The organism is Rhizobium sp. PK7-22 (genome assembly GCF_056530405.1).
Genome location: NZ_CP096514.1, coordinates 890,776 through 917,713, shown reverse-complemented (window position 1 = coordinate 917,713; position 26,938 = coordinate 890,776). Strand labels below are relative to the sequence as shown.

The 26,938-nt window shown below is 63.7% G+C and carries 25 protein-coding genes; 20 read left to right on the top strand and 5 right to left on the bottom strand.

From position 1 onward, the window contains the following. Positions 1 to 2 precede the first annotated feature (2 nt). The 3 genes from M1E10_RS09100 to M1E10_RS09090 form a co-directional block, all read right to left on the bottom strand. Complete coding sequence (locus tag M1E10_RS09100; protein WP_499176034.1) at positions 3 to 1,154, bottom strand: ABC transporter permease; 1,152 nt, start codon at positions 1,152 to 1,154, stop codon at positions 3 to 5. After that, on the bottom strand, positions 1,154 to 2,248 hold the full coding sequence (locus M1E10_RS09095) for a microcin C ABC transporter permease YejB (RefSeq protein WP_499176033.1): 1,095 nt from the start codon (positions 2,246 to 2,248) through the stop codon (positions 1,154 to 1,156). The genes M1E10_RS09100 and M1E10_RS09095 overlap by 1 nt, the downstream gene beginning before the upstream one ends. A gap of 137 nt (positions 2,249 to 2,385) precedes the next feature. After that, a complete protein-coding gene (locus tag M1E10_RS09090; protein WP_499176032.1) occupies positions 2,386 to 4,230 on the bottom strand; it encodes an extracellular solute-binding protein in 1,845 nt (614 codons plus the stop codon). A 180-nt stretch (positions 4,231 to 4,410) separates the two neighbouring features. On the opposite strand from M1E10_RS09090, the gene mepA reads away from it, so the two are divergent. The 6 genes from mepA to M1E10_RS09060 all read left to right on the top strand — a co-directional run bounded on the left by mepA (position 4,411) and on the right by M1E10_RS09060 (position 10,348). Next, positions 4,411 to 5,448 (top strand): penicillin-insensitive murein endopeptidase, encoded by a 1,038-nt coding sequence (gene mepA / locus M1E10_RS09085; protein ID WP_499176031.1) that lies wholly within the window; start codon positions 4,411 to 4,413, stop codon positions 5,446 to 5,448. A gap of 132 nt (positions 5,449 to 5,580) precedes the next feature. Next, positions 5,581 to 5,901 (top strand): methylglyoxal synthase, encoded by a 321-nt coding sequence (locus M1E10_RS09080; protein WP_499177130.1) that lies wholly within the window; start codon positions 5,581 to 5,583, stop codon positions 5,899 to 5,901. A gap of 18 nt (positions 5,902 to 5,919) precedes the next feature. Continuing rightward, positions 5,920 to 6,942 (top strand): glucokinase, encoded by a 1,023-nt coding sequence (locus M1E10_RS09075; RefSeq protein ID WP_499176030.1) that lies wholly within the window; start codon positions 5,920 to 5,922, stop codon positions 6,940 to 6,942. Positions 6,943 to 7,011: 69 nt separating this feature from the next. Then, entirely contained in the window at positions 7,012 to 8,847 is a 1,836-nt protein-coding gene (locus tag M1E10_RS09070) for an ABC transporter ATP-binding protein (RefSeq protein WP_499176029.1), read from the top strand. Between the two features lie 19 nt (positions 8,848 to 8,866). Continuing rightward, positions 8,867 to 9,688 carry a 4-hydroxy-tetrahydrodipicolinate reductase gene (dapB, locus tag M1E10_RS09065; RefSeq protein ID WP_499176028.1) on the top strand — a complete coding sequence of 274 codons (822 nt, stop codon included), beginning with the start codon at positions 8,867 to 8,869 and terminating at the stop codon, positions 9,686 to 9,688. Between the two features lie 24 nt (positions 9,689 to 9,712). After that, positions 9,713 to 10,348, top strand: coding sequence for a 2,3-bisphosphoglycerate-dependent phosphoglycerate mutase (locus M1E10_RS09060; protein ID WP_499176027.1), 636 nt, complete (start codon positions 9,713 to 9,715; stop codon positions 10,346 to 10,348). Between the two features lie 32 nt (positions 10,349 to 10,380). On the opposite strand, the gene phnF is transcribed toward M1E10_RS09060, so the two are convergent. Further along, positions 10,381 to 11,118, bottom strand: coding sequence for a phosphonate metabolism transcriptional regulator PhnF (gene phnF, locus M1E10_RS09055; RefSeq protein ID WP_499176026.1), 738 nt, complete (start codon positions 11,116 to 11,118; stop codon positions 10,381 to 10,383). Between the two features lie 83 nt (positions 11,119 to 11,201). Here phnF and phnG point away from each other — a divergent pair, with 83 nt between their 5' ends. The 14 genes from phnG to phnN all read left to right on the top strand — a co-directional run bounded on the left by phnG (position 11,202) and on the right by phnN (position 23,611). Then, positions 11,202 to 11,675, top strand: a complete 474-nt coding sequence (gene phnG, locus M1E10_RS09050; RefSeq protein WP_499176025.1) for a phosphonate C-P lyase system protein PhnG — start codon at positions 11,202 to 11,204, stop codon at positions 11,673 to 11,675. Beyond that, positions 11,675 to 12,292: a phosphonate C-P lyase system protein PhnH gene (phnH, locus tag M1E10_RS09045; RefSeq protein WP_499176024.1), complete on the top strand. Its 618-nt coding sequence runs from the start codon at positions 11,675 to 11,677 to the stop codon at positions 12,290 to 12,292. The genes phnG and phnH overlap by 1 nt, the downstream gene beginning before the upstream one ends. Then, positions 12,283 to 13,392 (top strand): carbon-phosphorus lyase complex subunit, encoded by a 1,110-nt coding sequence (locus M1E10_RS09040; protein ID WP_499176023.1) that lies wholly within the window; start codon positions 12,283 to 12,285, stop codon positions 13,390 to 13,392. Before phnH ends, M1E10_RS09040 begins: the two co-directional genes overlap by 10 nt. A 146-nt stretch (positions 13,393 to 13,538) precedes the next feature. Then, positions 13,539 to 14,438, top strand: coding sequence for an alpha-D-ribose 1-methylphosphonate 5-phosphate C-P-lyase PhnJ (locus tag M1E10_RS09035; protein ID WP_499176022.1), 900 nt, complete (start codon positions 13,539 to 13,541; stop codon positions 14,436 to 14,438). Next, a complete protein-coding gene (gene phnK, locus M1E10_RS09030) occupies positions 14,435 to 15,211 on the top strand; it encodes a phosphonate C-P lyase system protein PhnK (RefSeq protein WP_499176021.1) in 777 nt (258 codons plus the stop codon). Before M1E10_RS09035 ends, phnK begins: the two co-directional genes overlap by 4 nt. 8 nt (positions 15,212 to 15,219) lie before the next feature. Beyond that, positions 15,220 to 15,927 carry a phosphonate C-P lyase system protein PhnL gene (gene phnL, locus M1E10_RS09025; RefSeq protein ID WP_499176020.1) on the top strand — a complete coding sequence of 236 codons (708 nt, stop codon included), beginning with the start codon at positions 15,220 to 15,222 and terminating at the stop codon, positions 15,925 to 15,927. Next, positions 15,924 to 16,541 carry an LbetaH domain-containing protein gene (locus M1E10_RS09020; RefSeq protein WP_499176019.1) on the top strand — a complete coding sequence of 206 codons (618 nt, stop codon included), beginning with the start codon at positions 15,924 to 15,926 and terminating at the stop codon, positions 16,539 to 16,541. Before phnL ends, M1E10_RS09020 begins: the two co-directional genes overlap by 4 nt. A gap of 112 nt (positions 16,542 to 16,653) precedes the next feature. After that, complete coding sequence (gene phnC, locus M1E10_RS09015) at positions 16,654 to 17,508, top strand: phosphonate ABC transporter ATP-binding protein (protein ID WP_499176018.1); 855 nt, start codon at positions 16,654 to 16,656, stop codon at positions 17,506 to 17,508. An 82-nt stretch (positions 17,509 to 17,590) separates the two neighbouring features. Beyond that, positions 17,591 to 18,499 carry a substrate-binding domain-containing protein gene (gene phnD / locus M1E10_RS09010; RefSeq protein ID WP_499176017.1) on the top strand — a complete coding sequence of 303 codons (909 nt, stop codon included), beginning with the start codon at positions 17,591 to 17,593 and terminating at the stop codon, positions 18,497 to 18,499. A 79-nt stretch (positions 18,500 to 18,578) separates the two neighbouring features. Then, entirely contained in the window at positions 18,579 to 19,538 is a 960-nt protein-coding gene (gene phnE / locus M1E10_RS09005) for a PhnE/PtxC family ABC transporter permease (RefSeq protein WP_499176016.1), read from the top strand. A 12-nt stretch (positions 19,539 to 19,550) separates the two neighbouring features. Then, positions 19,551 to 21,056, top strand: a complete 1,506-nt coding sequence (phnE, locus tag M1E10_RS09000; RefSeq protein ID WP_499176015.1) for a PhnE/PtxC family ABC transporter permease — start codon at positions 19,551 to 19,553, stop codon at positions 21,054 to 21,056. Positions 21,057 to 21,165: 109 nt separating this feature from the next. Next, entirely contained in the window at positions 21,166 to 21,879 is a 714-nt protein-coding gene (locus M1E10_RS08995) for a DUF1045 domain-containing protein (RefSeq protein ID WP_499176014.1), read from the top strand. Then, positions 21,876 to 23,015: an alpha-D-ribose 1-methylphosphonate 5-triphosphate diphosphatase gene (locus tag M1E10_RS08990; RefSeq protein ID WP_499176013.1), complete on the top strand. Its 1,140-nt coding sequence runs from the start codon at positions 21,876 to 21,878 to the stop codon at positions 23,013 to 23,015. The genes M1E10_RS08995 and M1E10_RS08990 overlap by 4 nt, the downstream gene beginning before the upstream one ends. Then, the gene (phnN, locus tag M1E10_RS08985) at positions 23,015 to 23,611 is read left to right on the top strand and encodes a ribose 1,5-bisphosphate phosphokinase PhnN (protein WP_499177129.1); all 597 of its coding nucleotides are present in this window, start codon (positions 23,015 to 23,017) and stop codon (positions 23,609 to 23,611) included. The genes M1E10_RS08990 and phnN overlap by 1 nt, the downstream gene beginning before the upstream one ends. Positions 23,612 to 23,618: 7 nt before the next feature. Here the strand turns inward: phnN and polA are convergent, their stop codons facing one another. Beyond that, entirely contained in the window at positions 23,619 to 26,585 is a 2,967-nt protein-coding gene (polA, locus tag M1E10_RS08980) for a DNA polymerase I (protein ID WP_499176012.1), read from the bottom strand. Between the last annotated feature and the right edge of the window lie 353 nt (positions 26,586 to 26,938).

The window sequence follows — 26,938 nt, the reverse complement described above, 5'->3', positions numbered from 1 at the left end:
GTTCACCGGAAGGTCTTGCGGGGATCGAAAGCGTCACGGATCGCCTCGCCGACGAAGATCAGCAGGGACAGCATGATCGACATGGTGAAGAAGGCCGACAGTCCAAGCCAGGGCGCCTGCAGGTTGTTCTTGCCCTGGGCGATCATCTCGCCAAGCGAGGGCGAGCCAGGTGGCATGCCGAAGCCGAGGAAGTCGAGCGAGGTCAGCGTCGCGATCGATCCCGACAGGATGAAGGGCAGGAAGGTCAGTGTCGCGACCATGGCATTGGGCAAAAGGTGCCGGAACATGATCGTCCAGTTGCCGACGCCGAGCGCACGGGCGGCGTTGACGTATTCGAAGTTTCGCGCCCGCAGGAACTCCGCCCGCACGATGCCGACGAAGCCGACCCAGGAGAACAGCAGCATGATCCCAAGCAGGACGAAGAAGCCCGGCGGCAGAATGGCGGCGATGATCAGCAGGATGTAGAGCACCGGCATCGACGACCAGATCTCGATGAAGCGCTGGAAAAGCAGGTCGGTCCAGCCGCCGAAATAGCCCTGAATGGCACCCGCCGTGACGCCGATGAACGCGGAGGCTATGGTCAGCACCAGGCCGAACAGCACGGAAATGCGAAAGCCGTAGATGATCCGAGCGGAGACGTCGCGGGCCTGGTCGTCGGTGCCGAGCCAGTTGAGATTGCCCAGGATGCAGGACGGATCGTCGTCGCCGAGCGCGTAGCCCGCGCATCGCTGCTCGGGCTCCATCAGCCAGAAGGGGGCCGTCGGTGCCGAGTGGGGGATATTGGAATTAACCGTCAGGTAGGAGTAGCGGATCGAGGGCCAGACCATCCAGCCGTTCGCCTCGATCTCATCGGCGATGAAGGATGAGCGATAGTCGGTGGTGGCGAGGAAGCCGCCGAACTTCTCCTCCGGGTAGTCCACCAGCACCGGAAACAGGATCTCGCCCTTGTAGGAGGCGACGATCGGGCGATCGTTGGCGATGAGCTCGGCAAACATGCTGAGCACGAAGAGGACCATGAAGATCCAGAACGACCAGTAGCCGCGCCTGTTGGCACGGAAGTTCTGGAGGCGGCGTCGGTTGGTGGGGGACAGCCAGCCGCGTTTTGGCGGAGCGACGGTCGCGGTGGGCGGCGCTGCAAGTGCCTGAGCCTGCATCAGACGTCCCTCCGCTCGAAATCGATGCGCGGGTCGATCCAGGTGTAGATGAGGTCGGAGATGAGGCTGACGACGAGGCCCATCAGCGAGAAGATGTAGAGCGTGCCGAAGACGATCGGGTAATCGCGGTTGACGATCGCCAGATAGCCGAGGCGGCCCAGCCCGTCGAGCGAGAAGATGTTCTCGATCAGCAGCGACCCGGTGAAGAAGGCGGAGATGAAGGCGCCGGGGAAGCCGGCAATGACGATCAGCATGGCATTGCGGAAGACATGGCCATAGAGCACCCGCCGCTCCGGCAGGCCCTTGGCACGGGCGGTGACGACGTATTGCTTGCGGATCTCGTCAAGAAAGGAGTTCTTGGTCAGGAGCGTGGTGGTCGCGAAGGCGGAAAGCGACAGGGCGATCAGCGGCAGGGTCAGGTGCCAGAAGTAGTCGATGATCTTTTCCCACCAGGACAGCTGCGCGAAATTATCCGACACCAGCCCCCTGAGCGGAAACCAGTCGAAGAAAGAACCGCCCGCGAAGACGACGATCAGCAGGATGCCGAACAGGAAGCTTGGAACCGCATAGCCGACGATGACGATGCCGGAGGTCCAGACGTCGAAGGCCGAACCGTCCTTCACCGCCTTGCGGATGCCGAGCGGGATGGAGATGACGTAGGAAATGATCAGGATCCAGAAGCCGAGGGAGATGGAGACCGGCAGCTTGTCGATGATCAGGTCGATCACCGAGGCATTGCGGAAGAAGCTCTCACCGAAGTCGAAGCGGATATAGTCCCACATCATGTCGAGGAAACGGGTGAGCGGCGGCTTGTCGAAGCCGAACTGCTGCTCGAGCTTGGCGATGAAGTCGGGATCGAGGCCCTGGGCGCCGCGATAGCGGGAGTTGTCCTCGAATCCGCCGCCCTGCGACCCCAACAGGTCGCCACCGCCGGAAAGGCGGTCGGACGCGCTGTCTCCCTGCCCCGTCAGCTGCGCGATCACCTGTTCGACCGGACCACCCGGTGCGAACTGGATCACCAGGAAGGAAATGCCCATGATCCCGACCATGGTCGGGATCATCAGCAGCAGGCGTCTGAGGATATAGGCACCCATCAGCAGCTACACCCTAGCAGTGCGGAGGCAAACAAGCGCGGCATGGTCAGCGTCAACCGGTGTGGTCCTTCCTTCGCGGCATGGCCGCGTTTCAAGTGATTCGCGTCTCTAGTGATGCCATACCACCCGCAGCGAGGCTAGTTCGCCGCCGTCGTGGACCACCAGATGGCCGGGAAACCGAGCGAATACTCCGGCAACGTCTCAGGATGAGCGATGGTGTTCCAGTAGGCGATGCGCGATGTCTTCGAGCTGTAGGTGGGGACGACGATGTGGTGGGCGAGGAGCACGCGGTCGAGTGCCTTGACGGCGGCGATCTGTTCGTCGCGATCCCTGGCAAAGATGACCTTACGGACCAATGCATCGACGCCGGGATCGCTGATGCCGCTGTAGTTTTGTGATCCGTCGCGCTGGGCCGCCTGCGAGCCCCAGTACTCCGCCTGCTCGTTACCCGGATTGGCCGACTGGCCCCAGGCATTGTACATCACGTCGAAATCGCGCGCGCGCCAGCGGTTGGTGAACTGGGACTGCTCGACGCTGCGCACCGTCGCTTCGACGCCGATCATCTTCAGATTGCGCGCGAAGGCAAGCGCGACAGGCTCGATGGTCGGGCCGCCCAGCATGATCTCGAAGCTCAGCGGCTCACCGGTCTTCGTGTTGACCATGCGGTTGCCCTGCAACTGATAGCCTGCCTCCCGCAGCATGGTGACGGCCGTGCGCAGGTTCTCGCGCAGCTTCTGCGGATCGCCGTTCACGGGATTCCGATAGGGCTCGGTAAACACCTTCGGCGGCACCAGGTCCTTCACCTCGTTGAGGATTTCCAGTTCCTGCCCCTCCGGCAGGCCAGTCGAGGCCATGTCGGTGCGGAAAAAGAAGCTGTCGACCCGGTCATAGGAGTCGTAGAAGATCGTCCGGCGCAGTTCCTCGAAGTCGAAAGCGTAATTCAGCGCTTCCCGGACGCGCGGATCGGAGAACTTGTCTCGTCGCGTGTTGAACACGAAACCGACCATGACGCCGACCTTGCGCAGTTCGTTCTCGTGCTCCTCGAGCTTGATGCGTCCGTCGTTCACGGCCGGAAAATCGTAGGAGGTCGCCCAGCGCCGGGCGGTGTTCTCCCACCAGTAGTCCTCGTTGCCGGAACGGAAGGATTCAAACATCACGTCGCGGTCGGCGTAGTAGCGGTAGGTGATGGTGCCGAAGTTGTTCTGGCCAACGTTGACGTTGACGTTCTTGCCCCAGTAGTCGTCGCGCAGTTCATAGGTGACTGCGGCGCCGGGTGCGACGGATGCAACCCTGTAGGGTCCAGACCCCACCGGCGGCTCGAGCGAGGTGCGGCCAATGTCGCGGGCCCCGCCGCTGGCGCCTGCGCCCTCCCACCAGTGCTTGGGCACGACCGTCAGCTGCCCGACGATCTGCGGCAATTCGCGGTTGTTCGGCTCGTCGAAGGTAAACGTGATCTCTCGGTCGCCGGTCTTTTCCGCCTTCAGCACGTGGCGGTAGTAGAATTCCAACTGCGGGACGTTCTGCTTGGCATTGTCGAAGCTGAAGATCACGTCCTCCGGCGTTACCGGCTCGCCGTCGGCCCATTTAGCCTCGGCCCTCAACCGGAAAGTGACGGAAGAATAATCGTCCGGATGGCTCAGCGATTCCGCCAGAAGACCGTACATCGAGGAGAGCTCGTCGTCGGCGGAGACCATCAGGGTTTCGAAAACCTGCGACAGGCCGGCGGCCGGTTCACCGCGCGCCAGCAGCAGATTGAGCGTGTCGAAACTGCCTTCCACCGCCAACCGGAGAGGGCCGCCCTTCGGCGCCTGGACATTGACATAGTCGAAGTGCGGGAAGCCCTGGGGGTACTTCAGCTCGCCAACCGTGGCGATGCCATGCCGCCACTGGAGTTCCGGTTCCTGCGCCAGACCTCGCCCAGGCAGTGCGGGCCAGGCGAGAACCAAAGACAATGTCCATACGGCGAGGCGGCGAGCCAACATGCAGATACCCCTGTTTCTCTTTTCGTTGCCATGCAGCATAGGGCAAAGTCTGGCGAAAAACAGGCTTTCGCACTCACAAGCGTTTTATCGGAGAGGCATCGGCCAGTGCCGCCATCTCCGTTTCACCAAAGTTCTCTTTCACGGTAAGATCAACGGAGTGATTTGCAGGGCGGCGAGAGCATGCGCAGGACATCGAGACATTTGACACGACTGCTGGCCACAGGCCTTTGCCTGGCGCTTCTCGCGGGTCAGGGATTGGCCGAGACGCGGCCGGCAAAGGAACTGTTCGGCGGCGCAAAGCTGCCATCACAGGGCCAGGCTGCCCCGTTCGGCTCCTATGCCAAGGGTTGCGTCGGCGGCGCGGTCGCCCTCGCGACAGACGGCCCGACCTGGCAGGCGATGCGGCTGTCGCGCAACCGACGCTGGGGCACCCCGGAGATGATCGCGCTGCTGGAGCGTTTCTCGGTCGATGCCGCGTCGCTGGGATGGGGGTCTGGCATCCTCGTCGGCGACATCTCGCAGCCGCGCGGCGGGCCGATGCTGTTCGGCCACGCCTCCCACCAGATCGGCCTCGACGCAGACGTGTGGTTCACGCCAAAGCCGGCTGAGCCGCTGTCGCCGCAGCAGCGCGAGGACATGCCGTTCACCTCGATGCTGGACAAGAGCAAGTTCCTGACGGTCGACAACCGGCGCTGGTCGGATACGCATGCGCGGGTGGTGATGCAGGCGGCAAGCTATCCGCAGGTGGAGCGGGTCTTCGTCAACCCGGCGATCAAGAAGAAGCTCTGCGAGACCTGGCGCGGCGACCGTTCCGACCTCGGCAAGGTTCGGCCGATCTATGGCCATGACGAGCACTTCCACATCCGCATCGGCTGCACCGAGGGTGCTGCCGGCTGCAAGCCGCAGGCCGCTGTCGGCCAAGGCGACGGCTGCGACAAGTCGCTTGCCTGGTGGTTTACCCAGGAACCCTGGGCCAAGCCGAAGGCAGACCCAAATGCCAAGCCGGTGAAGCCTCGCCAGGTGATGCTTTCCGACCTGCCGCGCGCCTGCGCCGTGGTGCTGTCGGCGCCCTCAAGCAGCACCGGACAGGAAACAGTCTCCGTCTATTCCGCCGGCAGGGTGGTCCCTGGTTCGGCTCAGAGCATCGAAGCTATCATCGGCGATAGGCAAACCCTGCCGGAGACCGGACCTTTGCCACTGTCTCGGCCTTTCAACTGAGGAAGCGGCTGCCCCACTTCTCAACTTGCCGATGCCACTGTAGAACGCATCAAACCGATTAAAACTCCTGCGAGACTTGCCTTGACCCTCCCCTGCATCGCGCTGATTGCGCACGACCAGAAGAAGGACGACATGGCGGCATTTGCGCAGCAGCACCAGCAGGCGCTGTCGAGGTTCCGGCTGGTGGCGACCGGTACGACCGGGGGCCGTATCCAGGAGGCGTGCCCTGGCCTCGAGGTGACCCGGCTGAAAAGCGGCCCGTTGGGCGGCGACCAGCAGATCGGGGCGATGATCGCGACCGGTGAGGTCGACATGCTGATCTTCTTCGTCGATCCACTGAGCTCGATGCCGCACGACGTCGACGTCAAGGCGCTGACGCGGCTTGCCACCGTCTACGACATTCCGATGGCGCTCAACCGCGCCACCGCCGAACGACTGATCGACTTTCAATAAAACGACGACCGGGGACCGATGCATCACGCCACTGAAAACGAGAGCCTGCCCTTCCCGATCCTGATCGGCGACATCGGCGGGACCAATGCCCGGTTCTCGATCCTCGTCGATGAGACGTCGGAACCGATCCCATTCCCCAACGTGCAGACGGCGGATTTTGCGACCATCGACGAGGCCATTCAGCGGGAGGTCCTGGGTAAAAGCACCATGCGCCCGCGCTCTGCCATCCTCGCGGTGGCGGGGCCCATCGAGGGCGACGAGATTGATCTGACCAATTGTGATTGGGTCGTCAGACCGCAGGCCCTGATCATGGAACTCGGCTTCGACGACGTCCTCGTGCTGAACGACTTCGAGGCACAGGCGCTTGCAGTCGCCTGCCTGGCCCAAGATTACCGTGAAGTCATCGGCTCCGCCGGCGAACCGGCGATCGCCTCGCGGGTGGTGCTCGGGCCCGGCACCGGCCTTGGCGTCGCCGGCCTCGTGCATGCCCGCGACACCTGGTTTCCGGTGCCCGGCGAAGGTGGTCATGTGGACATCGGGCCCCGGACGAAGCGCGATCTCGAGATCTTCCCGCATCTCGAGGCTATCGAGGGGCGGATTTCGGCCGAGCAGCTTCTTTGCGGCCGCGGCCTCGTCAACATCTACACGGCAATCTGCGCCGCAGACGGGGTAGAGCCTCGGCTGACCCTGCCCTCCGAGGTGACGGCCGGCTGGCAGTCCGGAGGCAATGCCGAGGCTGCCGAAACCATCTCGCTCTTTGCAACCTATCTCGGCCGGCTGGCGGGGGATCTGGCGCTGGTGTTCATGGCCAAGGGCGGCGTCTATCTGGCCGGGGGCATTTCGCAGAAGATCATCCCGGCGCTGAAACAGCCCGAATTCCGTGCTGCCTTCGAGGACAAGGCGCCGCATACGGAGCTGATGCGGCTAATCCCGACCTTCGTGGTCACGCATCCGCTGGCAGCCCTTGCCGGACTTGCCAGCTACGCCCGCACGCCCGGCGCCTACGGCATCTCAACCCAGGGACGCCGGTGGCAGCGCTGACCGCTTCCTTGGCAGGCGAGGTGTCTCTGCACTAGTCAAGTCGTACATCCCTCGGTATAGAGCCCGCAAATGCTGGCGGCACGCCTTCAGCGCTGTCTAGATACGGGATCATCCTTATTGGGCTCTGCTAAACACAAGAAGCGACACCACCTGGATTCGGGGACGGTGACAAGCGTGCTGAAGCGCGTGATCGCAGAAAACGGTCGCGAGCACGTGAAGGCCTATGCCTTTGCGATCTTCTGCCTCGTCGTGGTGGCCGCAACGACCGCCTTCACCGCCTGGATCATGGAAGCCGTCGTCAACGAGGCCTTCGCCAACCAGCGCGCGGACATCGTGTGGCTGATCTGCGGCGCCATCTTCCTTGCCTTCGTATTGCGCGGCCTTGCCACCTACGGCCAGTCGGTGACGCTGTCGAAGATCGGCAACAATATCGTCGCTGTCTACCAGCGCCGGCTCTACACGCATCTGATGTCGCTATCGGTCGGTTTCTTCAGCGAAAGCCGGTCCGCGCATCTTGCCGCTCAGATCAGCCAGAACGTCAACGGCATCCGGGACGTGCTGAACCTCACCGTCACCTCCACCGCCCGCGATTTCCTGACGCTGATCGCACTGATCGGCGTGATGTTCAGCAAGGACGCGGTGCTGTCGCTGATCGTCTTCGTCGTGGCGCCGCCGCTGATCTTCGCGCTGCGCTACGTCTCGCGCCGGCTGCGCAGCGCCACGCGTGAATCGATCGAGCTCAACAGCCATGTGCTGGGCGCCATGCAGGAGACGGTCCAGGGTATTGCCATCGTAAAGGCCTTCACGATGGAAGATCAGCTCGGGCGCAAGGTCGAGGACCTGATCTCGCAGGCCGAAAACCGCGCCAACCGGATCGCGCGGCTGACCGAGCGCACGGCGCCGCTGACGGAAACCTTCGCCGGGTTCGCGATTTCCAGCGTGCTTGCCTATGCCGCCTTCCGGTCGATCTATGACGGCGTACCGCCGGGTGCCTTCTTCGCCTTCGTCACCGCGCTTCTGCTGGCCTACGACCCGGCCCGCCGTTTGGCCAGGCTGCAGGTGCAGATGGAGCGTGCCGTCGTCAATGCGCGGATGATCTACGCGCTTCTCGACCAGGCGCCGCTCCAGCGCGACAAGCCCGGCGCCAAGGATCTGGTGGTTACCGAGGCAAGGATCGAGCTGCGCGGCGTCTCCTTCTCCTACGCCAGCGGCGACGCCATCCTGCGAGGTGTCGATCTCGTCGCCGAAGGCGGCAAGACAACGGCACTGGTGGGACCGTCGGGCGCCGGAAAGTCGACGATCATCAGCCTCATCCCCCGCTTCTACGACCCGTTGGCAGGCAGCATCTTGATCGACGGCCAGGACATCACCGACGTCACGAAGGCGTCGCTGCGGCGCCACCTCGCCTATGTTTCGCAGCAGCCCTATCTCTTCGAAGGGACAATCCGCGACAACATCCGCTACGGACGGCCGGAGGCGACGGATGCCGAGGTAGAGGAGGCTGCAAGGCTCGCCCATGCCCACGACTTCATCCTGGCGCAGCCCTTCGGCTACGACACGCCGGTTGGCGAGAACGGCGTGACGCTGTCGGGCGGCCAGCGTCAGCGTCTTTCGATTGCCCGGGCGCTGGTGCGCCAGGCGCCGATCCTGCTCCTCGACGAGGCGACGTCCGCGCTCGACAATGAATCGGAAGCCGCCGTTCAGAAGGCGCTGGAATCGGCCATGAGCGGACGCACCGTGCTGGTGATCGCGCATCGGCTGTCGACGGTGGTCAATGCAGACAAGATCATCGTCATGCACGAGGGCCGAGTGATCGAGGAAGGCACGCACGAGGTGCTTGCACAGCACAAGGACGGGCTTTACGCTCGCCTCAACAATCTGCAGGCGCCCGAAACCGCTGCATGAACATGAAAGCTACGCCGGCATGAGCGACAATCCGATGAAACTCGTGGTGGTGGGTGCCGGTGGCCGCATGGGACAGAGCCTCATCCGCGCGATCCACGAGACGAAGGGCGTCGTGCTGCACGCTGCCATCGGACGTGACGGTTCTCCCTTCATCGGCAAGGACGCAGGCGAACTTGCCGGTGTCGGAATGATCGGCGTGCCGATCACCATTGACCCGCTTCAGGCCTTCGTCGATGCCGAGGGCGTCCTCGATTTCACCCGCCCGGCCGCGACTGTGGAGTTTGCAGGCCTGGCCGCTCAGGCGCGCATCGTGCATGTGATCGGCACCACCGGCTGCTCGCTCTCGGACGACCAGAAGATCGAGGCGGCGTCTCGCCATGCCTGCATCGTCAAGTCCGGCAACATGAGCCTCGGCGTCAACCTGCTCGGCGTGCTCGTGGAGCAGGCGGCCCGGGCGCTTCCGGCTGACAGCTGGGACATCGAAGTGCTGGAGATGCACCACAAGCACAAGGTGGATGCACCTTCGGGTACCGCCCTTCTGCTCGGCGAGGCTGCGGCCAGGGGACGCGATATCCCGCTTCAGGCCAATGCCGTGAAGGTTCGCGACGGCCATACGGGCGCCCGTCCCGCCGGTACGATCGGCTTTGCGACGTTGCGCGGCGGCTCGGTCGTCGGCGACCATTCCGTCCTGCTAGCCGGCGAAGGCGAGCTGGTGACCCTCTCCCACAGCGCCCGCGACCGCTCCATCTTTGCCCGCGGCGCTGTCGCGGCGGCGCTCTGGGGCCGCGGCCAGAAGCCCGGCCTTTACGACATGCTCGACGTTCTCGGGCTTTCCCACTGATCATCATTCGGAGGATATGACTTCATGAGCGGCACCCTCGTCCTCGTTCGCCACGGCCAGAGCGAATGGAACCTCAAGAACCTCTTTACCGGCTGGCGCGATCCGGACCTCACCCCGCTCGGGATCCAGGAAGCCGAGACCGGCGGCCAGGCGCTCGCCGATGCAGGTCTCAAGTTCGACATCGCCTTCACCTCGGTGCTGAAGCGCGCCGAGGACACGCTGCGCATCGTTCTCGACAAGGTCGGCCAGCCGAACCTCGAAACGATCCGCGACGTGGCCCTAAACGAGCGCGACTACGGCGATCTTTCCGGCCTCAACAAGGATGACGCCCGCGAGAAATGGGGCGAAGAGCAGGTGCATATCTGGCGCCGCTCGTACGACGTCCCGCCGCCGGGCGGCGAAAGCCTGCGCGATACCGGCGCGCGCGTCTGGCCCTATTACATGACCGAGATCCTGCCGCGCGTGCTGCGGGGCGAGACGGTTCTGGTCGCCGCCCATGGGAATTCCCTGCGCGCCCTCGTCATGGTGCTCGACCGGATGAGCAAGGACGAGATCCTGAAGCTCAACCTCGCGACCGGCGTGCCGATGATCTACAAGCTGAATGCCGATTCCACCGTGGCCTCCAAGCAGGTGCTCGGGGACATGTCCGCCGCCCACTGAAGCTTCCAAGGGCGGCGCAACCGGCTCCGCCCTCAGTTCTCGATGGTGAACTGCACCCGGTCGGCCGGGAAGCGGCTGACCGCAAACTGGACGGGGACCCCCTCGGGGTCCGCGTTCAGGGAATGCGTGACGAGGACGATCGCGCCTGCAGACAGGCCCAATTCCTCCATCTCCGCTCCATCGGCATGGCTGGCGGTGATTTCCGTCGAGACCCGCACATAGTCCGATAGGCCGAGCACCCTGAAGGCAGCCGTGATCGAGCCGCTGGCACGATAGGCCTCCTGGATGCCGGCAAAGCGTTCTGCGGGAAACCAGGCAGTGGCCCGCGACACCGCCCGACCGTCCGCCTTGCGCAGCGTCTCCAGCCGGATGACCGCCGCGCCCGTCTCAAGCTGCAGGCGGCGCGCCAGATCGTCGGAGGCAGGCTCTTCGGCCGAGGCCAGCAGAAGCCCCTCCGTCTCTCGTGCCTGCGCGCCGATGCCCTCGTTGAAGCGGGTTCTTCGCGAGATCGGGAAGTTCAGCCGCTCCTTGCGCTCGATCATCGTGCCGATGCCCTGCACCGCCTTGACGATCCCCTCTTGCGCGAGGGCGGCAAGCGCGCTCCTTACCGTGTGCCGGTTAACGCCGAACTGCGCCGCCAGAATCATTTCCGGCGGCACGCGACCAGTCGCGTCGTATTCACCGCTGGCGATCGAGGCGCGGATGCGGTCGGCGATCTGGCGCCACAGGGCAACCCCGCTTTGTCGTTGAACGCTCGCCTGCACCGTCATGTCACACTCTTGTTATGTCTCGGCTGTAACTGTACAGTCAGATTGTATGGTTGTCTATAACAATAGACATTAGAAAGAGGCCGATGACTGTTCCCGCTCCCGACACTTCCCTCTCAGAGATCGAGGCCCGCAAGCGCGTAGCCGGCCTGCTTGCGCGTGCCAGTCGCGAAGAGCTGACCGGCGCCTGGGACGCGCTTGCCGCGAAACCGGACTATTCTCCGGTACGCGGTCCCGAAACCGGACTGGTAATGGTGCGCGGTCGCATTGGTGGCGGTGGCGGTCCTTTCAATCTGGGTGAGGCCACCGTGACGCGCGCCACGGTGCTGCTCGCCTCCGGCATTGCCGGACATGCTCATGCGCTGGGAACCGACAAGCCCAAGGTTCGGCTTGCGGCGATCTTCGATGCGCTCTGGCAGGACAATGATACCCGTCGCTTCGTCGAGGATGTGATTCTGACGCCGGTCGAAGCGCGGATCGCCGAGGAGGATCGCCAGCAGGCCGAAGAGACGGCGGCCACGCGCGTCGACTTCTTTACCATGGTGCGAGGAGACGACTGATGAGCATGAACGCGCAAGCCCTTGCCGGCGGCTTTTCCGACCCGGTCTTCGATTCGCAGGCGGTCTTTCGCCTCTTGATGGACGGCATGTCCCGCCCAGGCACGATCCAGACCGTCGGCATCGACGTGGAGCAGCCCCTGCCCCTCGGGCGGGCCGCAGGCGCCGTGGCGCTGGCGCTTTGCGATGCCGATACGCCGGTCTGGCTGCAACCGGGAATGGCCAAATCCGGTGCGCCACAATGGATCGCCTTCCACACCGGCGCGCCCATGGCAGCGGAAAAGAACGACGCCCGCTTCGCCTTCCTACAGGCGCCCGCCGGCATCTGCTCCTTCGGTCTCTTCGCGCTCGGCACACAGGAATATCCGGACCGGTCGACGACGCTGGTCATCGAAGTGGCCTCGCTTGCGGACGGACAGCCGCTGACGCTGTCGGGTCCCGGCATCAAGGACAGCGTCACCGTGAAGGTCACCGGCCTGCCGGAGGTCTTCCTCAGCATCTGGAATGACAACAGGGCGCTCTTCCCGCGGGGCGCCGACGTCATCCTCACCGCCGGCGATGCCCTGCTTTGCCTGCCCCGCACCACCAGGATTGCCGGAGGAGAAACCGCATGTATGTAGCCGTCAAGGGAGGCGAGGCCGCCATCAATGCAGCCCACCAACTGCTGGCCGACCGCCGGCGAGGTGACCGGTCGCTGCCGTCCGTCACCATCGAGCAGATCGTCGAGCAACTCGCGCTCGCCGTCGACAGGGTGATGGCCGAGGCATCGCTCTACGACCGGACGCTGGCGGCACTGGCCGTGCGGCAATCGCGCGGCGACATGATCGAGGCGATCTTCCTGCTCCGGGCCTACCGGACTACACTGCCTCGCTTTGGAAGCTCCGTGCCGATCGACACCGCGAAGATGCACATCGCCCGTCGGATCTCCGCGACCTACAAGGACCTGCCCGGCGGGCAGGTTCTGGGGCCGACCTTTGACTATACCCACCGCCTGCTCGACCCCTCGCTCCTTACGGACGAGGATGTCGACCTGCCATCGCGCAAGCAGCCGCTGCACGGCGCCTCCACCCGGGTGTCCGACATTCTGGCGACCGAAGGTCTGATCGAGGGAGACGGGCAACTGCCCGATGACCAGCCGCCGGGCGACCTGACGCGCGAGCCGATGGAATTCCCGATGGGACGCGATCTGCGCCTGCAGGCACTGGCGCGTGGTGACGAGGGCTTCCTGCTCGCGCTCGGCTATTCGACACAGCGCGGCTTCGGACGCAACCACCCGTTCGTCGGGGAAATCCGCATCGGCGAGGTGGAGGTGGAACTGGATGTACCGGAGCTCGGCTTTGCCGTTTCGCTGGGGCGCGCTCAGGTCACCGAATGCCAGATGGTGAACCAGTTCAAGGGGTCATCGAAGGCGCCGCCGCAGTTCACACGCGGTTACGGGCTGGTGTTCGGTCAGGGTGAGCGCAAGGCGATGAGCATGGCTCTGGTCGACAGGGCGCTAAGGGCGGAGGAACTGGGAGAAGATATCACTGCTCCGGCGCAGGACGAGGAATTCGTCATCTCGCATGCCGACAATGTTCAGGCCACCGGGTTCGTCGAGCACCTCAAGCTGCCACATTATGTCGACTTCCAGGCGGAGCTTGGTCTCGTCCGGAAAATGCGCGCCGATATCGAGGCGACACAAAAGATCAATACAGGCCCCATCCGCGATGCTGCGGAATAGACCTTCGCACGGCGACTAATTGTGGTCGGTTTCACCGTACCAATAGGCACAGCACAAACCGCTTGCTGCAAATACCGTAAAGAACATCGTGATCAGAAGGCCAGTATCCATGACTAATTGCTCCTTTTGCACTGGAGAAACACGCAATGCCTCCTGAGGTTCCGTCCGACAGTGGCCTGGCGACCTATAATTTCGCCTATCTCGACGAACAGACGAAGCGGATGATCCGCCGCGCCATCCTGAAGGCGATCGCCATTCCGGGCTATCAGGTGCCTTTTGCCTCGCGTGAAATGCCGATGCCCTACGGTTGGGGCACGGGCGGCGTGCAGGTGACGGCCTCCATCATCGGCCCTGCGGACGTGCTCAAGGTCATCGACCAGGGCGCTGACGATACCACCAATGCCGTCTCCATCCGCGCCTTCTTCCAGAAGGTCGCCAATGTTGCGGTGACCACGCATACGAAGGACGCCACCATCATTCAGACGCGCCACCGCATTCCGGAGCAGCCGCTTTCGGAAGGCCAGGTGCTGGTCTATCAGGTGCCGATCCCGGAGCCCCTGCGCTTTCTCGAGCCGCGCGAAACCGAGACGCGCAAGATGCATGCACTCGAGGAATACGGCCTCATGCACGTGAAGCTCTACGAGGACATCGCCCATAACGGTCGGATCTCGAAGACCTATGCCTATCCTGTCAAGGTTGCCGGGCGCTATGTGATGGATCCGTCGCCGACGCCGAAATTCGACAATCCGAAGATGCACATGTCGGATGCACTCCAGCTGTTTGGTGCCGGCCGCGAAAAGCGCATCTACGCCATCCCGCCCCATACGGAAGTGGTCAGCCTCGACTTCGAGGATCATCCCTTCGAGATCCAGAGCTTCGACAAGCCCTGTGCTCTGTGCGGTGCGGAGAACGTCTATCTCGACGAGGTCATCCTCGACGACCAGGGCGGCCGCATGTTCGTCTGCTCCGACACCGACCACTGCGAGGACCGGCGCGACCACGGCCATGCAGGGGCAATGCTGGGACGCCAGGAGGCTGCAGAATGAGCGATACACCGCTTCTGAAGGTGAAGTCCGTCTCGAAATTCTACGGCCAGCGGATCGGCTGCAAGGAGGTCTCCTTCGACCTCTGGCCGGGTGAGGTGCTGGCGATCGTCGGTGAATCCGGTTCCGGAAAGACGACGCTGCTGAACTGCATTTCCACGCGGCTGCTGCCGACGACGGGCAGCGTCGAATACACGATGCGCGACGGCAGCATCCGCGATCTCTACCACATGGCCGAGGCCGAGCGGCGCTTCCTGATGCGCACCGATTGGGGCTTCGTGCACCAGAATCCGGCCGATGGCCTGCGGATGACGGTCTCGGCCGGCGCCAATGTGGGCGAGCGGTTGATGGCGGTCGGCAACCGCCACTACGGCAACATCCGCGCCACCGCCACCGACTGGCTCGGCCGGGTCGAGATCGATGCCGATCGCATCGACGATGCTCCGCGCGCCTTTTCCGGCGGCATGCGCCAGCGCCTGCAGATTGCCCGCAACCTGGTGACTGGCCCGCGCCTGGTGTTCATGGACGAGCCGACCGGCGGCCTCGACGTCTCGGTTCAGGCTCGGCTGCTCGACCTGGTGCGGGGCCTCGTCAACGATCTCGGTCTCTCGGCGATCATCGTCACTCATGATCTTGCCGTCGCCCGGCTGCTGTCGCACCGGATGATGGTGATGAAGGACGGACATGTGATCGAGCAGGGCCTCACCGACCGGGTCCTCGACGATCCGCGCGAGCCCTACACGCAGTTGCTCGTCTCCTCCATCCTGCAGGTTTAGGACATCCCATGGCCACCCCCCTCGTCGTTTCGGAAGTGTTCAAGAGCTTCACCATGCATCTGCGCGACGGCATCAAGCTGCCGGTCGTCAACGACGTCAACTTCTCTGTCGCGAGCGGCGAATGCGTCGTGCTCGGCGGCCCGTCCGGCATCGGCAAGAGCTCGATCCTGAAGATGCTCTACGGCAATTATGCCGTGGACGCCGGCCAGATCCTGGTGGCGCACCGCGACCGGATCGTCGACCTTGCCCGCGCCGATCCGCGCACCGTGCTCGACGTCCGGCGCCAGACCATGGGCTATGTGAGCCAGTTCCTGCGCACCGTACCGCGGGTCTCAGCGCTCGACGTCGTGGCCGAGCCACTTCTGTCGCGCGGCATCGATGCCGCTGACGCGCGGAACAAGGCTGCCGCTCTGCTCTCCGAGCTCAACCTGCCGGAAGAGCTCTGGGGCCTGCCGCCCGCTACGTTTTCCGGCGGCGAACAGCAGCGCGTCAATATCGCCCGCGGCTTCATCACCGACCACAGCGTGCTGCTGCTCGACGAGCCGACCGCCTCGCTCGACGCGCGCAACCGCCGTGTGGTGATCGAGATGATCGCCGACAAGAAGCGCAAGGGCGTCGCGCTCCTCGGTATCTTCCATGACGAGGAAGTCCGCGAGGCGGTTTCCGACCGGGTGCTCGACGTGCTGCAGTTCTCACCACGAAGGGCTGCCGCATGAGCGTGAAGGTCGGTATCGAGCCCAGTATCCATCCGAGCGCCAGCGTCAACAACTCGAAGCTTGGCCGCTACACCGAGGTCTCCGAACGATGCCGCATCGACGAGGCGGAGATCGGTGATTACTCCTACATCATGCAGGACGGTTCGGTCTGGTGCGCCACGATCGGCAAGTTCGTCAACATCGCTGCGGCCGTTCGCATCAATGCCACCAACCACCCCACCTGGCGCGCCACGCTCCACCACTTCACCTATCGTGCCGCCAACTACTGGGATGATGCGGAGAACGAGGAAGAGTTCTTCGAATGGCGCCGCGAGAACCGGGTGACGATCGGCAACGATGTCTGGATCGGCCATGGCGCGACCGTTCTGCCGGGTGTCACCGTCGGCAATGGCGCGGTGATCGGGGCCGGCGCAGTCGTCTCCAAGGATGTCGCGCCCTATACGATCGTCGGCGGCGTGCCCGCCAGGCTTATCCGCGAGCGCTTTACGAAAGAAGTCGGAGAGCGGATGGACAGGCTTGCCTGGTGGAACTGGGACCATCTGAAACTGCGGACAGCGCTCGATGATTTCCGCGCCCTGACGGCCGAGGACTTCCTGTCCAGGCACGGCGGCTAAGGGTTTTTCCACCTGTCGCCAATTGTGACAACGGCGACATAAAACCGACATTCAGCCTTCATCTGCGGCCGCTAATGCCATCGCGAGATTAGACAGCGAGAAGGCCCCGAGCATGAAGTTCGAACTCAGGAACGTCACCCGCCGCTTCGGCGAACGAACGGCCGTCAACGACGTCACCCTCGAGATCCCGCAGGGGCAGATGGTCGGCATCATCGGCCGCTCCGGCGCCGGCAAGTCGACACTTCTTCGGATGATCAATCGCCTGACAGATCCCTCGTCCGGCTCGATCCATTTCGGCGATCTCGAGGTATCCCGCCTGCGCGGCAACGCGCTTCGTGGCTGGCAGCGCGATTGCGCCATGATCTTCCAGCAGTTCAACTTGGTGCCGCGGCTAGACGTGCTGACCAATGTCCTGCTCGGCCGCCTCAACCACCGTTCGACGGTGATGAGCCTCCTCAGCGTTTTCACCCGCGAAGAGCGCATCATGGCGATCGCCGCCCTGGAGCGGCTCGGCATCGAGCAGACCGCTCTCCAGCGCGCCGGCACGCTTTCGGGCGGCCAGCAGCAGCGCGTCGCGATCGCCCGCGCCCTGATGCAAGCCCCGAAGATGGTGCTGGCCGACGAGCCTATCGCCTCGCTTGACCCGCTCAACGCCAAGATCGTGATGGACGCGCTGCGCGACATCAACGAGCGCGAAGGCATCACCGTGATCACCAATCTCCACACGCTCGATACGGCGCGCGGCTACTGCGAACGGATCATCGGCATGGCCGACGGACATGTCGTCTTCGACGGAACGCCGTCCGAGCTGACGTCCGACGCCGTTCACGCAATCTACGGCTCGGACCGCGATGGTGCAGGCATCGACGAGTCGATGACCTCCACCAGCATCAATATTCCCGCAGCGGCCGAAAGGCCCGCCCGGCCATCTGTCAAGGTCAGCGCCCTGGCCGCCGCCAGCGTGTAACCCGACGTGAAATCGCATGCCTGCGTCAAAGGCAATTCACGCAAAGCCATCCGGACTGTCCGGACAAATAGGAGATGATCTCATGCTGAAGAAGACTCTGCTCGCCACAGCGGCCCTGGTTGCTCTTGCCGGCAACGTTATGGCCGAAGACCTCAAGGAATTCCGCATCGGCATTATCGGCGGCGAAAACGAAGCCGACCGTCTGCGCAACTTCCAGTGCATGACGGAACAGCTTCCCGCAGTTCTCGGCGTTGAAAAGGTCTCGCTTTTCCCGGCGGCCGACTACGACGGTACGATCCAGGGCCTTCTCGGCGGCACGCTTGACTACGCCGAGCTGGGCGCGTCCGGCTATGCCAAGATCTATCTCGAGAACCCCGATGTCGTGGAGCCGATCCTGACCACGGTGCAGACGGACGGCTCGATGGGCTATCACTCGATCATGGTCGCCCGCAAGGATTCCGGCATGACCAAGGTCCAAGACATCCAGGGCAAGAAGCTCGGCTTCGCCGATCCGGATTCGACCTCCGGCTACCTGATCCCGACCGTGACGCTCCCGGAAGCTTTCGGCGGCAAGCCCGTCAAGGAAGTCGTTGCCGAAACCGGCTTTGGCGGCGGACATGAGAACCTGGTCCTGGAAGTCCTGAAGGGCACTTTCGATGCCGGCACGACGTTCGGCTCGGGCGTTGGCGATTTCAAGGATGGTTACTCCTCGGGCAACCTCCGCAAGATGGTCGACAAGGGCGTTCTCAACATGGACGATCTGGTCGAACTCTGGAAGTCGCCGCTGATCCCGAACGGCCCGGTCGTCGTCCGCTCCTCCATGAACGATGACATGAAGGCGAAGTTCAAGGAATTCATGATGGGCTTGCCGAAGAGCGACCCGGCCTGCTTCTCCGCCATCCAGGGCGGTGACTTCACGGGCTTCGCCGAAGTCGACGTCGACTTCTACAAGCCGATCATCGACGCCCGCAAGGCAACGATCGGCGGCTGATCAGCCTCCTCGTCACAAGGCCGCCGGCGATACTCGTTCGGCGGCCTTTTCTTGAGCCGCAACATCCCGGGATAGCGCCATGTCGACCTCCGTCATCACCCCGACGCTCAGCGAGAGCGGAAAACTGGTCGAGCGCCACTGGCAACAGCTGGCGGGACAACGGCGCCTCTATACGGCACTCTCGGCCATTCTGTTGCTGGCTGTAGTTTCCGGATCCCTGTGGTTCGCGAACGAAACGAATTCCGGCAAGTTTCTGGACCGGCTCCCCTACTTCTTCGACTTCGTGGGACAACTCATTCCGCGCGACGGCATGGAGATCTGGCGGGCGCTGTTCGACCTGCCCTCCCCCTATGACGATGGCAGCCTGAAATACAATTATCCAGAGGGGCGGCTCTACCTCACGGAAAGTGTCTACCTTCCCGAATACTTTTACCAGATGCTGGTGACCGTCAACATTGCGATTGCTGCCACTGGTATCGGCGTATTCTTCGGCTTCATCCTGTCCTTCCTTGCGGCCAGGAACATGACTCCCAACCCCTGGATCCGCGGAACTGCACGCCGCCTGATGGAGCTGCTTCGCGCCTTTCCGGAGGTTGTCATCGCCGGCTTCTTCCTTGCCATCCTGTCGCTCGGGCCGCTGCCGGCCGTCATTGCCGTTGCCATCCATACCGTCGGGGCGCTCGGCAAGATGTTCTTCGAAGTGATCGAGAATGCCGACATGAAGCCGGACGAAGGCCTCAAGGCAGTGGGCGCCAATTGGGTGGAGCGGTCTTGGTTCGGCATGGTGCCGCAGGTCATGCCGAACTTCATGAGCTACTTCCTGCTGCGGCTGGAGATCAACGTCTGCGCCTCGACCATCATCGGCGCGGTCGGCGGAGGCGGCATCGGCGAACTGCTGCGCCTCTCGATCGGTCAGGGCCATGAAGCCAAGACGCTTGCCATCATCTTCCTCTTGCTGCTGACGATCATCGCGGTCGACCAGCTCTCCGCATGGCTCCGCCGCAAGCTGGTCGGCGACCAAGCATTTCAAGCAATCTGAACGGGGGTTGTCATGACCATTCTCAACACAGCCGAAATGGATGCCATCGCCGCCCGTCACCCGGCCCTCCTGCACCGTTCTGTGTGGCAGCGTTTTCGCGTGCCCATGATTGCTGCGGTCATCATCCTCTACTTCATGTTCGCCTGGTGGTTCTTTGCCGTCGGCAAGGTCCTCGGCACCGCCAACTGGGGCCTGGCCGGCAACTATCTGGCGGACTGGGTTTCCTACGAAATTCGCCCAGACCTCGAGATAGCCGCAGACGGAACGATCCAGATCGTCTATCCGCGCTTCGATCCCATCGGTCCGAAACCCAATCCGGACTGGCTCAAGGCGAAGCGCGAAACGGTCACGCGCACGATCGAGATCCCTGGCAGCACATCGACCGCTCCGGCACCATCTTCCTCGTCGAGCTTCAGCTTCATGGCGCCTGCCCCGGCGCAGCAACAGACGGCGGCGACAGCGCCGACGACGGAAAGACGCGTCGAAGAGGTCGTAACGGAAGCGCTTGTCGATATCGGACCGTCGCGCACCATCGATGTGAAGCCCTACCGGGTTGTACTGACACGTGGCGAAGAGACACTGACGCTGTTGCTCGACCGAAGTTCAGACGAAGTACGGGCGGAAGGTCCGCTTCCCGAATGGGCGGAGCAACGTTCTCCCGGAGCGCGGGTCATTGCCTATTTTGGCTTCTCCGGTTGGGCCGACATCAGCGCCGACCGCGTGCGTGTACGCAAGCGTTTCATTGGCTGGGAAAACTTCTTCTTCGACACGAACTCCGCCTTCTTCGGCAGGTCGCCGGGCGAGGTCGTCGACCTCGTGGTCAGCGGTGAGCGCCTTGATCCGGCGCAAAGCAATCTGTCGCTTGCCTGGAACGACATCCTCTACAATCCGTCCTGGCAGCATCTCGACGTCTGGACGAAGCTGCTGCAGACCATCGTGATGGCCTTCATCGGCACGCTGTTTGCCATGATCGTCGCCTTCCCGCTGTCGTTCATCGCAGCCCGCAACATCCTGCGCAACCGTCCGGTGAACCAGATCGCCAAGCGCTTCTTCGACTTCCTGCGGTCCGTCGACATGCTGATCTGGGCCCTGTTCTTCACCCGCGCCTTCGGACCTGGACCGCTCGCAGGTATCTCGGCGATCTTCTTTACCGACACCGGCACGCTCGGCAAGCTCTACGCCGAGGCGCTGGAAAACATCGACGACAAGCAGCGCGAGGGCGTGCGTTCCGTCGGCGCGCCGCCTGCTACGGTCCAGCGGTTCGGCGTGCTGCCGCAGGTCATGCCCATCTTCGCGTCCCAGGCGCTCTACTTCTGGGAATCCAACACCCGCTCGGCCACGATCATCGGTGCGGTTGGTGCGGGCGGCATCGGCCTGAAACTGTGGGAAGCGATGCGAACAAACTCCGACTGGGAGAATGTTGCCTACATGGTCCTGCTCATTCTTCTCGTGGTGTTCCTGTTCGACGGCATTTCCAATGCGTTGCGCTCTAGGCTGATGGGGACGCGATCCCATTAGTCTCGCCTTCCCCATCATCATTCTGTCATGGAAATCTTCTAGCGCAGGTCCTGTCTTGGCGCTCCTTCTCCGATAGGCTCCAACCAGCTCCCTGATTCTGGATATCACCTTGCGCTACGCCATCTATTTTGCACCGGCTCCCGAAAGCCTGTTGACGCAGGAAGCCAATCGCTGGCTTGGCCGCGACGCCTTCTCCGGCGAAATTCTTGGACCCCCGACCCCGCTCCCCTTCCCGGTCGAGGACTGGCAGGGTCTGGTGGCCGAACCCCAGCGCTACGGTTTCCACGCGACCCTGAAGGCGCCGTTCGAACTGCGCGAGGGACACTCCGAAGCCGAACTGGTGACCGCCTTCGAGCAGTTTACTGGTTCCGCGACGCCGCTGGAGATCCCGCGCATCGTCGTCGGTCAGCTGGGTCCGTTCTTTGCGCTCGTGCCGCATTCCCTCCATCCGCCGCTGCAGGAGTTTGTGGCGACCGTGGTGGAGGCCTTCGAGCCCTTCCGCGCGCCGCTGTCGGATGCGGATGTGGCGCGCCGTCGGCCCGATCGCCTGACGGAAACCCAGCGCGCTTACCTGATGCGGTGGGGCTATCCCTACGTCATGGACGAGCTGCGCTTTCACATGACGCTGACGGGCGCCGTCGAGAGCGAGATGGCGCCGCGGGTGCACAGTGAACTGCGACGGCGTTTTCGAGCCCACGAGGATGCGCCGCTCCCGATCGACGGGCTGGCGCTCTTCCGGGAGACGCGCCGGGGCGAACCCTTCACCATTCACAGCTGGCGACCGCTTGGCCTGCCGGACCAGAACAGAAAGATCCTTCCATGACCACCGAGACCGTTCTCTCGAACGCCCGCATCGTGCTTGACGACCGGATCCTCTCCGGGTCTCTCCTCATCCGCGACGGCAAGATCGTCGACATTTCCGAGGGGGCCGCTCGTTCCGGCGAAGATGTGGAAGGCGACTATATTATCCCCGGCCTGGTCGAACTTCACACGGACCACCTCGAACAGCACTACTCTCCTCGTCCCGGCGTTCGGTGGAACACCACGGCGGCCATTCAGGCCCATGACGCACAGGTTGCCACCTCCGGCATCACCACCGTCTTCGATTGCTTGCGGATGGGAGCCGACGAAGACGGTGGTTTCGAAGTCGGAGAAATGCGCGGCCTGGCGGACGCCATCCAGGCGGCGCAGAAGGATGGACGACTGCGCGCCGAGCACCTCTTCCACCTGCGCTGCGAAGTTTCTTCCGACAACGTGCTGGAGCACTTCGAGGATTTCAAACAGGACCCCAATGTCCGCCTCGTCTCGCTGATGGATCATGCCCCCGGCCAGCGTCAGTTCCAGTCGATGGATCAGTATGTCCTCTACTACAAGGAAAAGCGCGGCCTGAGCGATGAAGCCTTCGCCCATTTCGTCGCCCGCCGACAGGCGGCTTCCGCGCAGTATTCCGCACTTCACCGCGACGAACTCGCCCGCCTCTGCGCCGAGCGAGGCATCACGGTGGCGAGCCACGACGACGCCACCCTCGGCCACGTGGACGAAGCGATCGGCCACGGCGTGCGGCTTGCGGAGTTCCCAACCAGCTTCGAGGCTGCCGAGGCGTCCCACAAGGCCGGCATGAGCGTGCTGATGGGGGCGCCCAACATCGTGCGCGGCAAGTCCCACTCCGGCAATATCGCTGCCCGGGAACTGGCCGAGCGCGGCGTGCTCGACGTTCTGTCATCGGATTACGTGCCGCTCAGCCTGCTGCATGCACCCTTCGTGCTCTCCGACGATGTGGAGAGCATCTCGCTCCCGAAGGCCATGGCCATGGTGACCTCCACCCCGGCACGGACTGTCGGCCTCGACGACCGCGGCCGGATCGCGACGGGTCTGCGGGCCGATCTCGTTCGGGTGCAGCGCGACACCGGTGTGCCGGTTGTCCGCGCAACCTGGCGCGAAGGACGTCGGGTGGCGTGATGGATCGCGCGATCGCAGCCGAGGGCATCGCGGGCGGGCGCATGGTCGTCGTCGTCGGCCCCAGCGGCGCCGGCAAGGATACGCTGATGGCGTTCGCGGCCGAGCGGTTGCGCGGCCTTGCGCATATCGTGTTCGTCCGGCGCGTCATCACCCGTGACGGCGACGCCGGTGGCGAGGATCATCTCGCCGTCTCCGAAGCCGAATTCGAGCGCCGCGCACAATCCGGCGGCTTTGCGGTTTCCTGGGACGCGCACGGTCTGCGCTACGGTATTCCGGCTGGGACGCTGCAGCAGATCGCAGAGGGGCATGTGGTTATTGCCAATGGCTCGCGCTCGGCGCTGCCACACTTCCAGTCCGCCTTTCCATCGATGAAGGTGATCAACGTCACGGCGCGGCCGGACGTGCTTGCCGCGAGACTTGAAGCCCGCGGCCGCGAGAGCCGGGAGGAGATCCTGAGCCGTCTGCAGCGCAGCACGCCGACGCGCTTCGACGACTATGATGTCGTCACGATCGACAACAGCGGTTCGATCGAGGAGGCCGGCGAGGCCATGGTCGATGTCCTCGCCAAGTGTCTTCCGGTCAGTCACCCGCGCTAAAGCTTCCTCAGTGCGCCTCGTCCCAGTTGGACGCGGCGCGCGCATCCACCTTCAGCGGCACCCGCATCGAGATCGCCGGCATGGCGGCTTCTTCCATCGTGGCAACGATCACCGGAAGCGTCGCCGCGATCTCGCCGTCCTCGACCTCAAAGATCAATTCGTCATGCACCTGCAGCAGCATGCGGGCCGAAAGCTTGGCCGCCTGCAGCGTCGGCTCCATCCGGATCATGGCGCGCCGGATGATGTCTGCGGCCGAGCCCTGGATCGGCGCGTTGATGGCGGCGCGCTCGTTGAAGGCGCGTACCTGCGGATTGGACGAGCGGATCTCCGGATAATAGGCGCGGCGGCCGAAGATCGTTTCGACATAGCCATGGTCGCGCACGAAGGCCTTGGTGCTGTCCATGTAGTCGCGGATCCCGGGGAAGCGCTCGAAATACTTCTTGATGTATTCGCCTGCCTCGGAGCGCTCGATCGACAGCTGGTTGGCAAGCCCGAAGGCGGAGATGCCGTAGATGATGCCGAAGTTGATCGCCTTGGCGCGCCGGCGGATCTCGCTCGGCATGCCTTCGACGGGAACGCCGAACATCTCGGAAGCGGTCATCGCGTGGATGTCGATGCCGTCCGCAAAGGCCTGACGCAGCTGCGGGATGTCGGCGACATGCGCCAGCACCCGCAGTTCGATCTGGCTGTAGTCGGCCGAGACGAGCTTGTGGCCGGCAGTGGTAATGAAGGCGGTGCGGATCTTGCGGCCTTCGGTGGTGCGGATCGGAATGTTCTGCAGGTTCGGCTCGACCGAGGACAGACGCCCCGTGGTGGTCGAGGCGAGCGAATAGGAGGTGTGCACGCGCTTCGTCTGCGGGTGGATATAGCCGGGCAGCGCATCGGTGTAGGTGGATTTCAGCTTCGTCAGCTGCCGCCAGTCGACGATCTTGCGCGGCAGGTCGTGGCCCATGGCCGCCAGATCCTCCAGCACCTGCGCCGAGGTCGACCATTGGCCGGTCTTCGTCTTGGCGCCGCCGGGCAGGCCCATCTTGCCGAACAGGATGTCTCCGAGCTGCTTTGGCGAGCCGATGGTGAACCGTTCGCCGGCCGTCTCGTAGATCTCGTCCTCCAGCGCTGCAGCCTTCTGCGCCAGTTCCCCCGAGAGCCGCGACAGGATCTGCCGGTCCACGGTGATGCCGCGTTCCTCCATGCGTGCGAGCGTTGCGACCAGAGGCCGCTCCAGCCGCTCGTAGACCCGCGTCAGCTGATCTGAGGCCAGCCGCGGCTTCAGCACCATGGACAGGCGCAGGGTGAGATCGGCCTTCTCCGCCGCATAGGCGGAAGCGCGCTCGATCTCCACCATGTCGAAGCTGAGACCCGATTTGCCCGATCCCGCGACTTCCTTGAAGGAAGCCGGCATATGACCGAGCCAGCGATCCGACAAGGCGTCGAGGCTGTGGGGCCCCTTGCCTGCCTCCAGCACATAGGACATCAGCATCACGTCGTCGTAGCTGGCGATCTCGATGCCGTGCTGTTTCAGCAGCAGATAGGCGTATTTCAGGTTGTGCCCGACCTTCAGAACCGCCGCATCCTGCAGCAGAGGCTTGATCCGCTCCAACACCTCGCCGCTCGTCAGCTGATGTTCGGCAAGGCCGCTGCCGAGCAGGTCGTCGCTGCCGCTGCGGTGGCCGAAAGGAATATAGGCGGCGCGGATCTCGCGACCGGAAGGTGTGTGGGTGTTGTCGGCTAGCGCCAGGGAGAAGCCGGCAATCTCCGCCTGCATCGGATCGATCGACGTGCCCTCGGCCTCGAAGGCGATCACACCGGTCTCGCGCGCGGCGCGCATCCAGTCGTCGAGTTCTTCGACGTCGCGGATGGTGACGTAGCAGCTCCTGTCGATCTTCGCCGACGTGAAGGCCTCGGCCCGTGCCTTGGCGAGATCGGCCGGCGCCGCGGCAGCGTATATATCGGCGGCCACCGTCTTGCCCGAACCCACTCTCGCCGGCGCCTCTGAGGTGCCTGCGCCCGCGTCAAGGTCGGGACCGCGGGCCGCAGCACCCCATTGCACCTCGACATGGGAAGGCTCGATGGCGCTGGCGTCGCAGTCGCAGGCATCCGCGACGCGCCGCGTCAGACTGCCGAACTCCATCGCCTTCAGGAAGGCGATCAGCTTCGGCCCGTCCTGGGTTTCGAGCACCAGGCTGTCCAGCGGCATGTCGAGCGGCGTGTCGAGCCGCAGTTCGACAAGCCGGCGCGACAGGCGCGCGAGATCGGCATTGGCGATGATGCTTTCGCGCCGCTTGACCTGCTTGATCTCGCCGGCGCGGGCCAGGAGCGTTTCCAGGTCGCCGAATTCCTCCAGCAGCTGGGCAGCCGTTTTCGGGCCGATCCCCGGAATGCCCGGGACATTGTCGACCGAATCGCCGACCAGGGCCTGCAGGTCGATCATCTTTTCCGGCGGCACGCCCCATTTCTCGATCACCTCGGGAACGCCGATCTGCTTGTCCTTCATGCTGTCGTACATGTGGACATTGGGCGTCACGAGCTGCATCAGGTCCTTGTCAGACGAGATGATGGTGACGTCGGCACCGGTCGCCTCGGCCTGGCGGGCATAGGTGGCTATGATGTCGTCAGCTTCAAAACCTTCGGTCTCGATGCATGGCAGATTGAAGGCGCGGGTCGCCTGGCGGATCAGGCCGAACTGGGGAATGAGATCCTCCGGCGGCTCCGAGCGGTTTGCCTTGTAGGCGTCGTAGAGATCCTTGCGGAAGGTCTTGGACGAATAATCGAAGATCACCGCAAAATGCGTCGGCGTCACCCCGACCGAGGTGTCGCGCGCATCCGTCAGCAGCTTCCAGAGCATGTTGCAAAAGCCGGATACGGCGCCGATGGGCAGACCGTCCGACTTGCGGGTCAGCGGCGGCAGGGCGTGGAAGGCGCGGAAGATGAAACCGGAGCCGTCGACGAGGAAGAGGTGATCACCTTTTTTCATGGGCTATGGAATAGCTTGCAGCACTTCGCCAGTCCACGAAAACTTGATGGAAAACCGCAGCGCCGATGCCTGCCGCAGGCTCACCGGAACGTTACTGATTTGTAATTTGCGATTCCCTTGAAAAGCCGCGTTCGGCTGCGCATTTCCTGTCTACCGGCGAATGATCACGCCGCAGTCTGGCAGTCGGCTCATCCCCCGCCGCTCCAGACCGGACGAAGGCTCCATCCCCCCTCAGGGCCTCAGTCCATACATCGAACCGCTGCGGCCGATCCCCCTCCCGGCCGTGGCGGTTTTGCTTTTCTGCTCATCTGTTACGCAGGCTTGGCGAAAGCATGGAGCGCTATATATCGCCT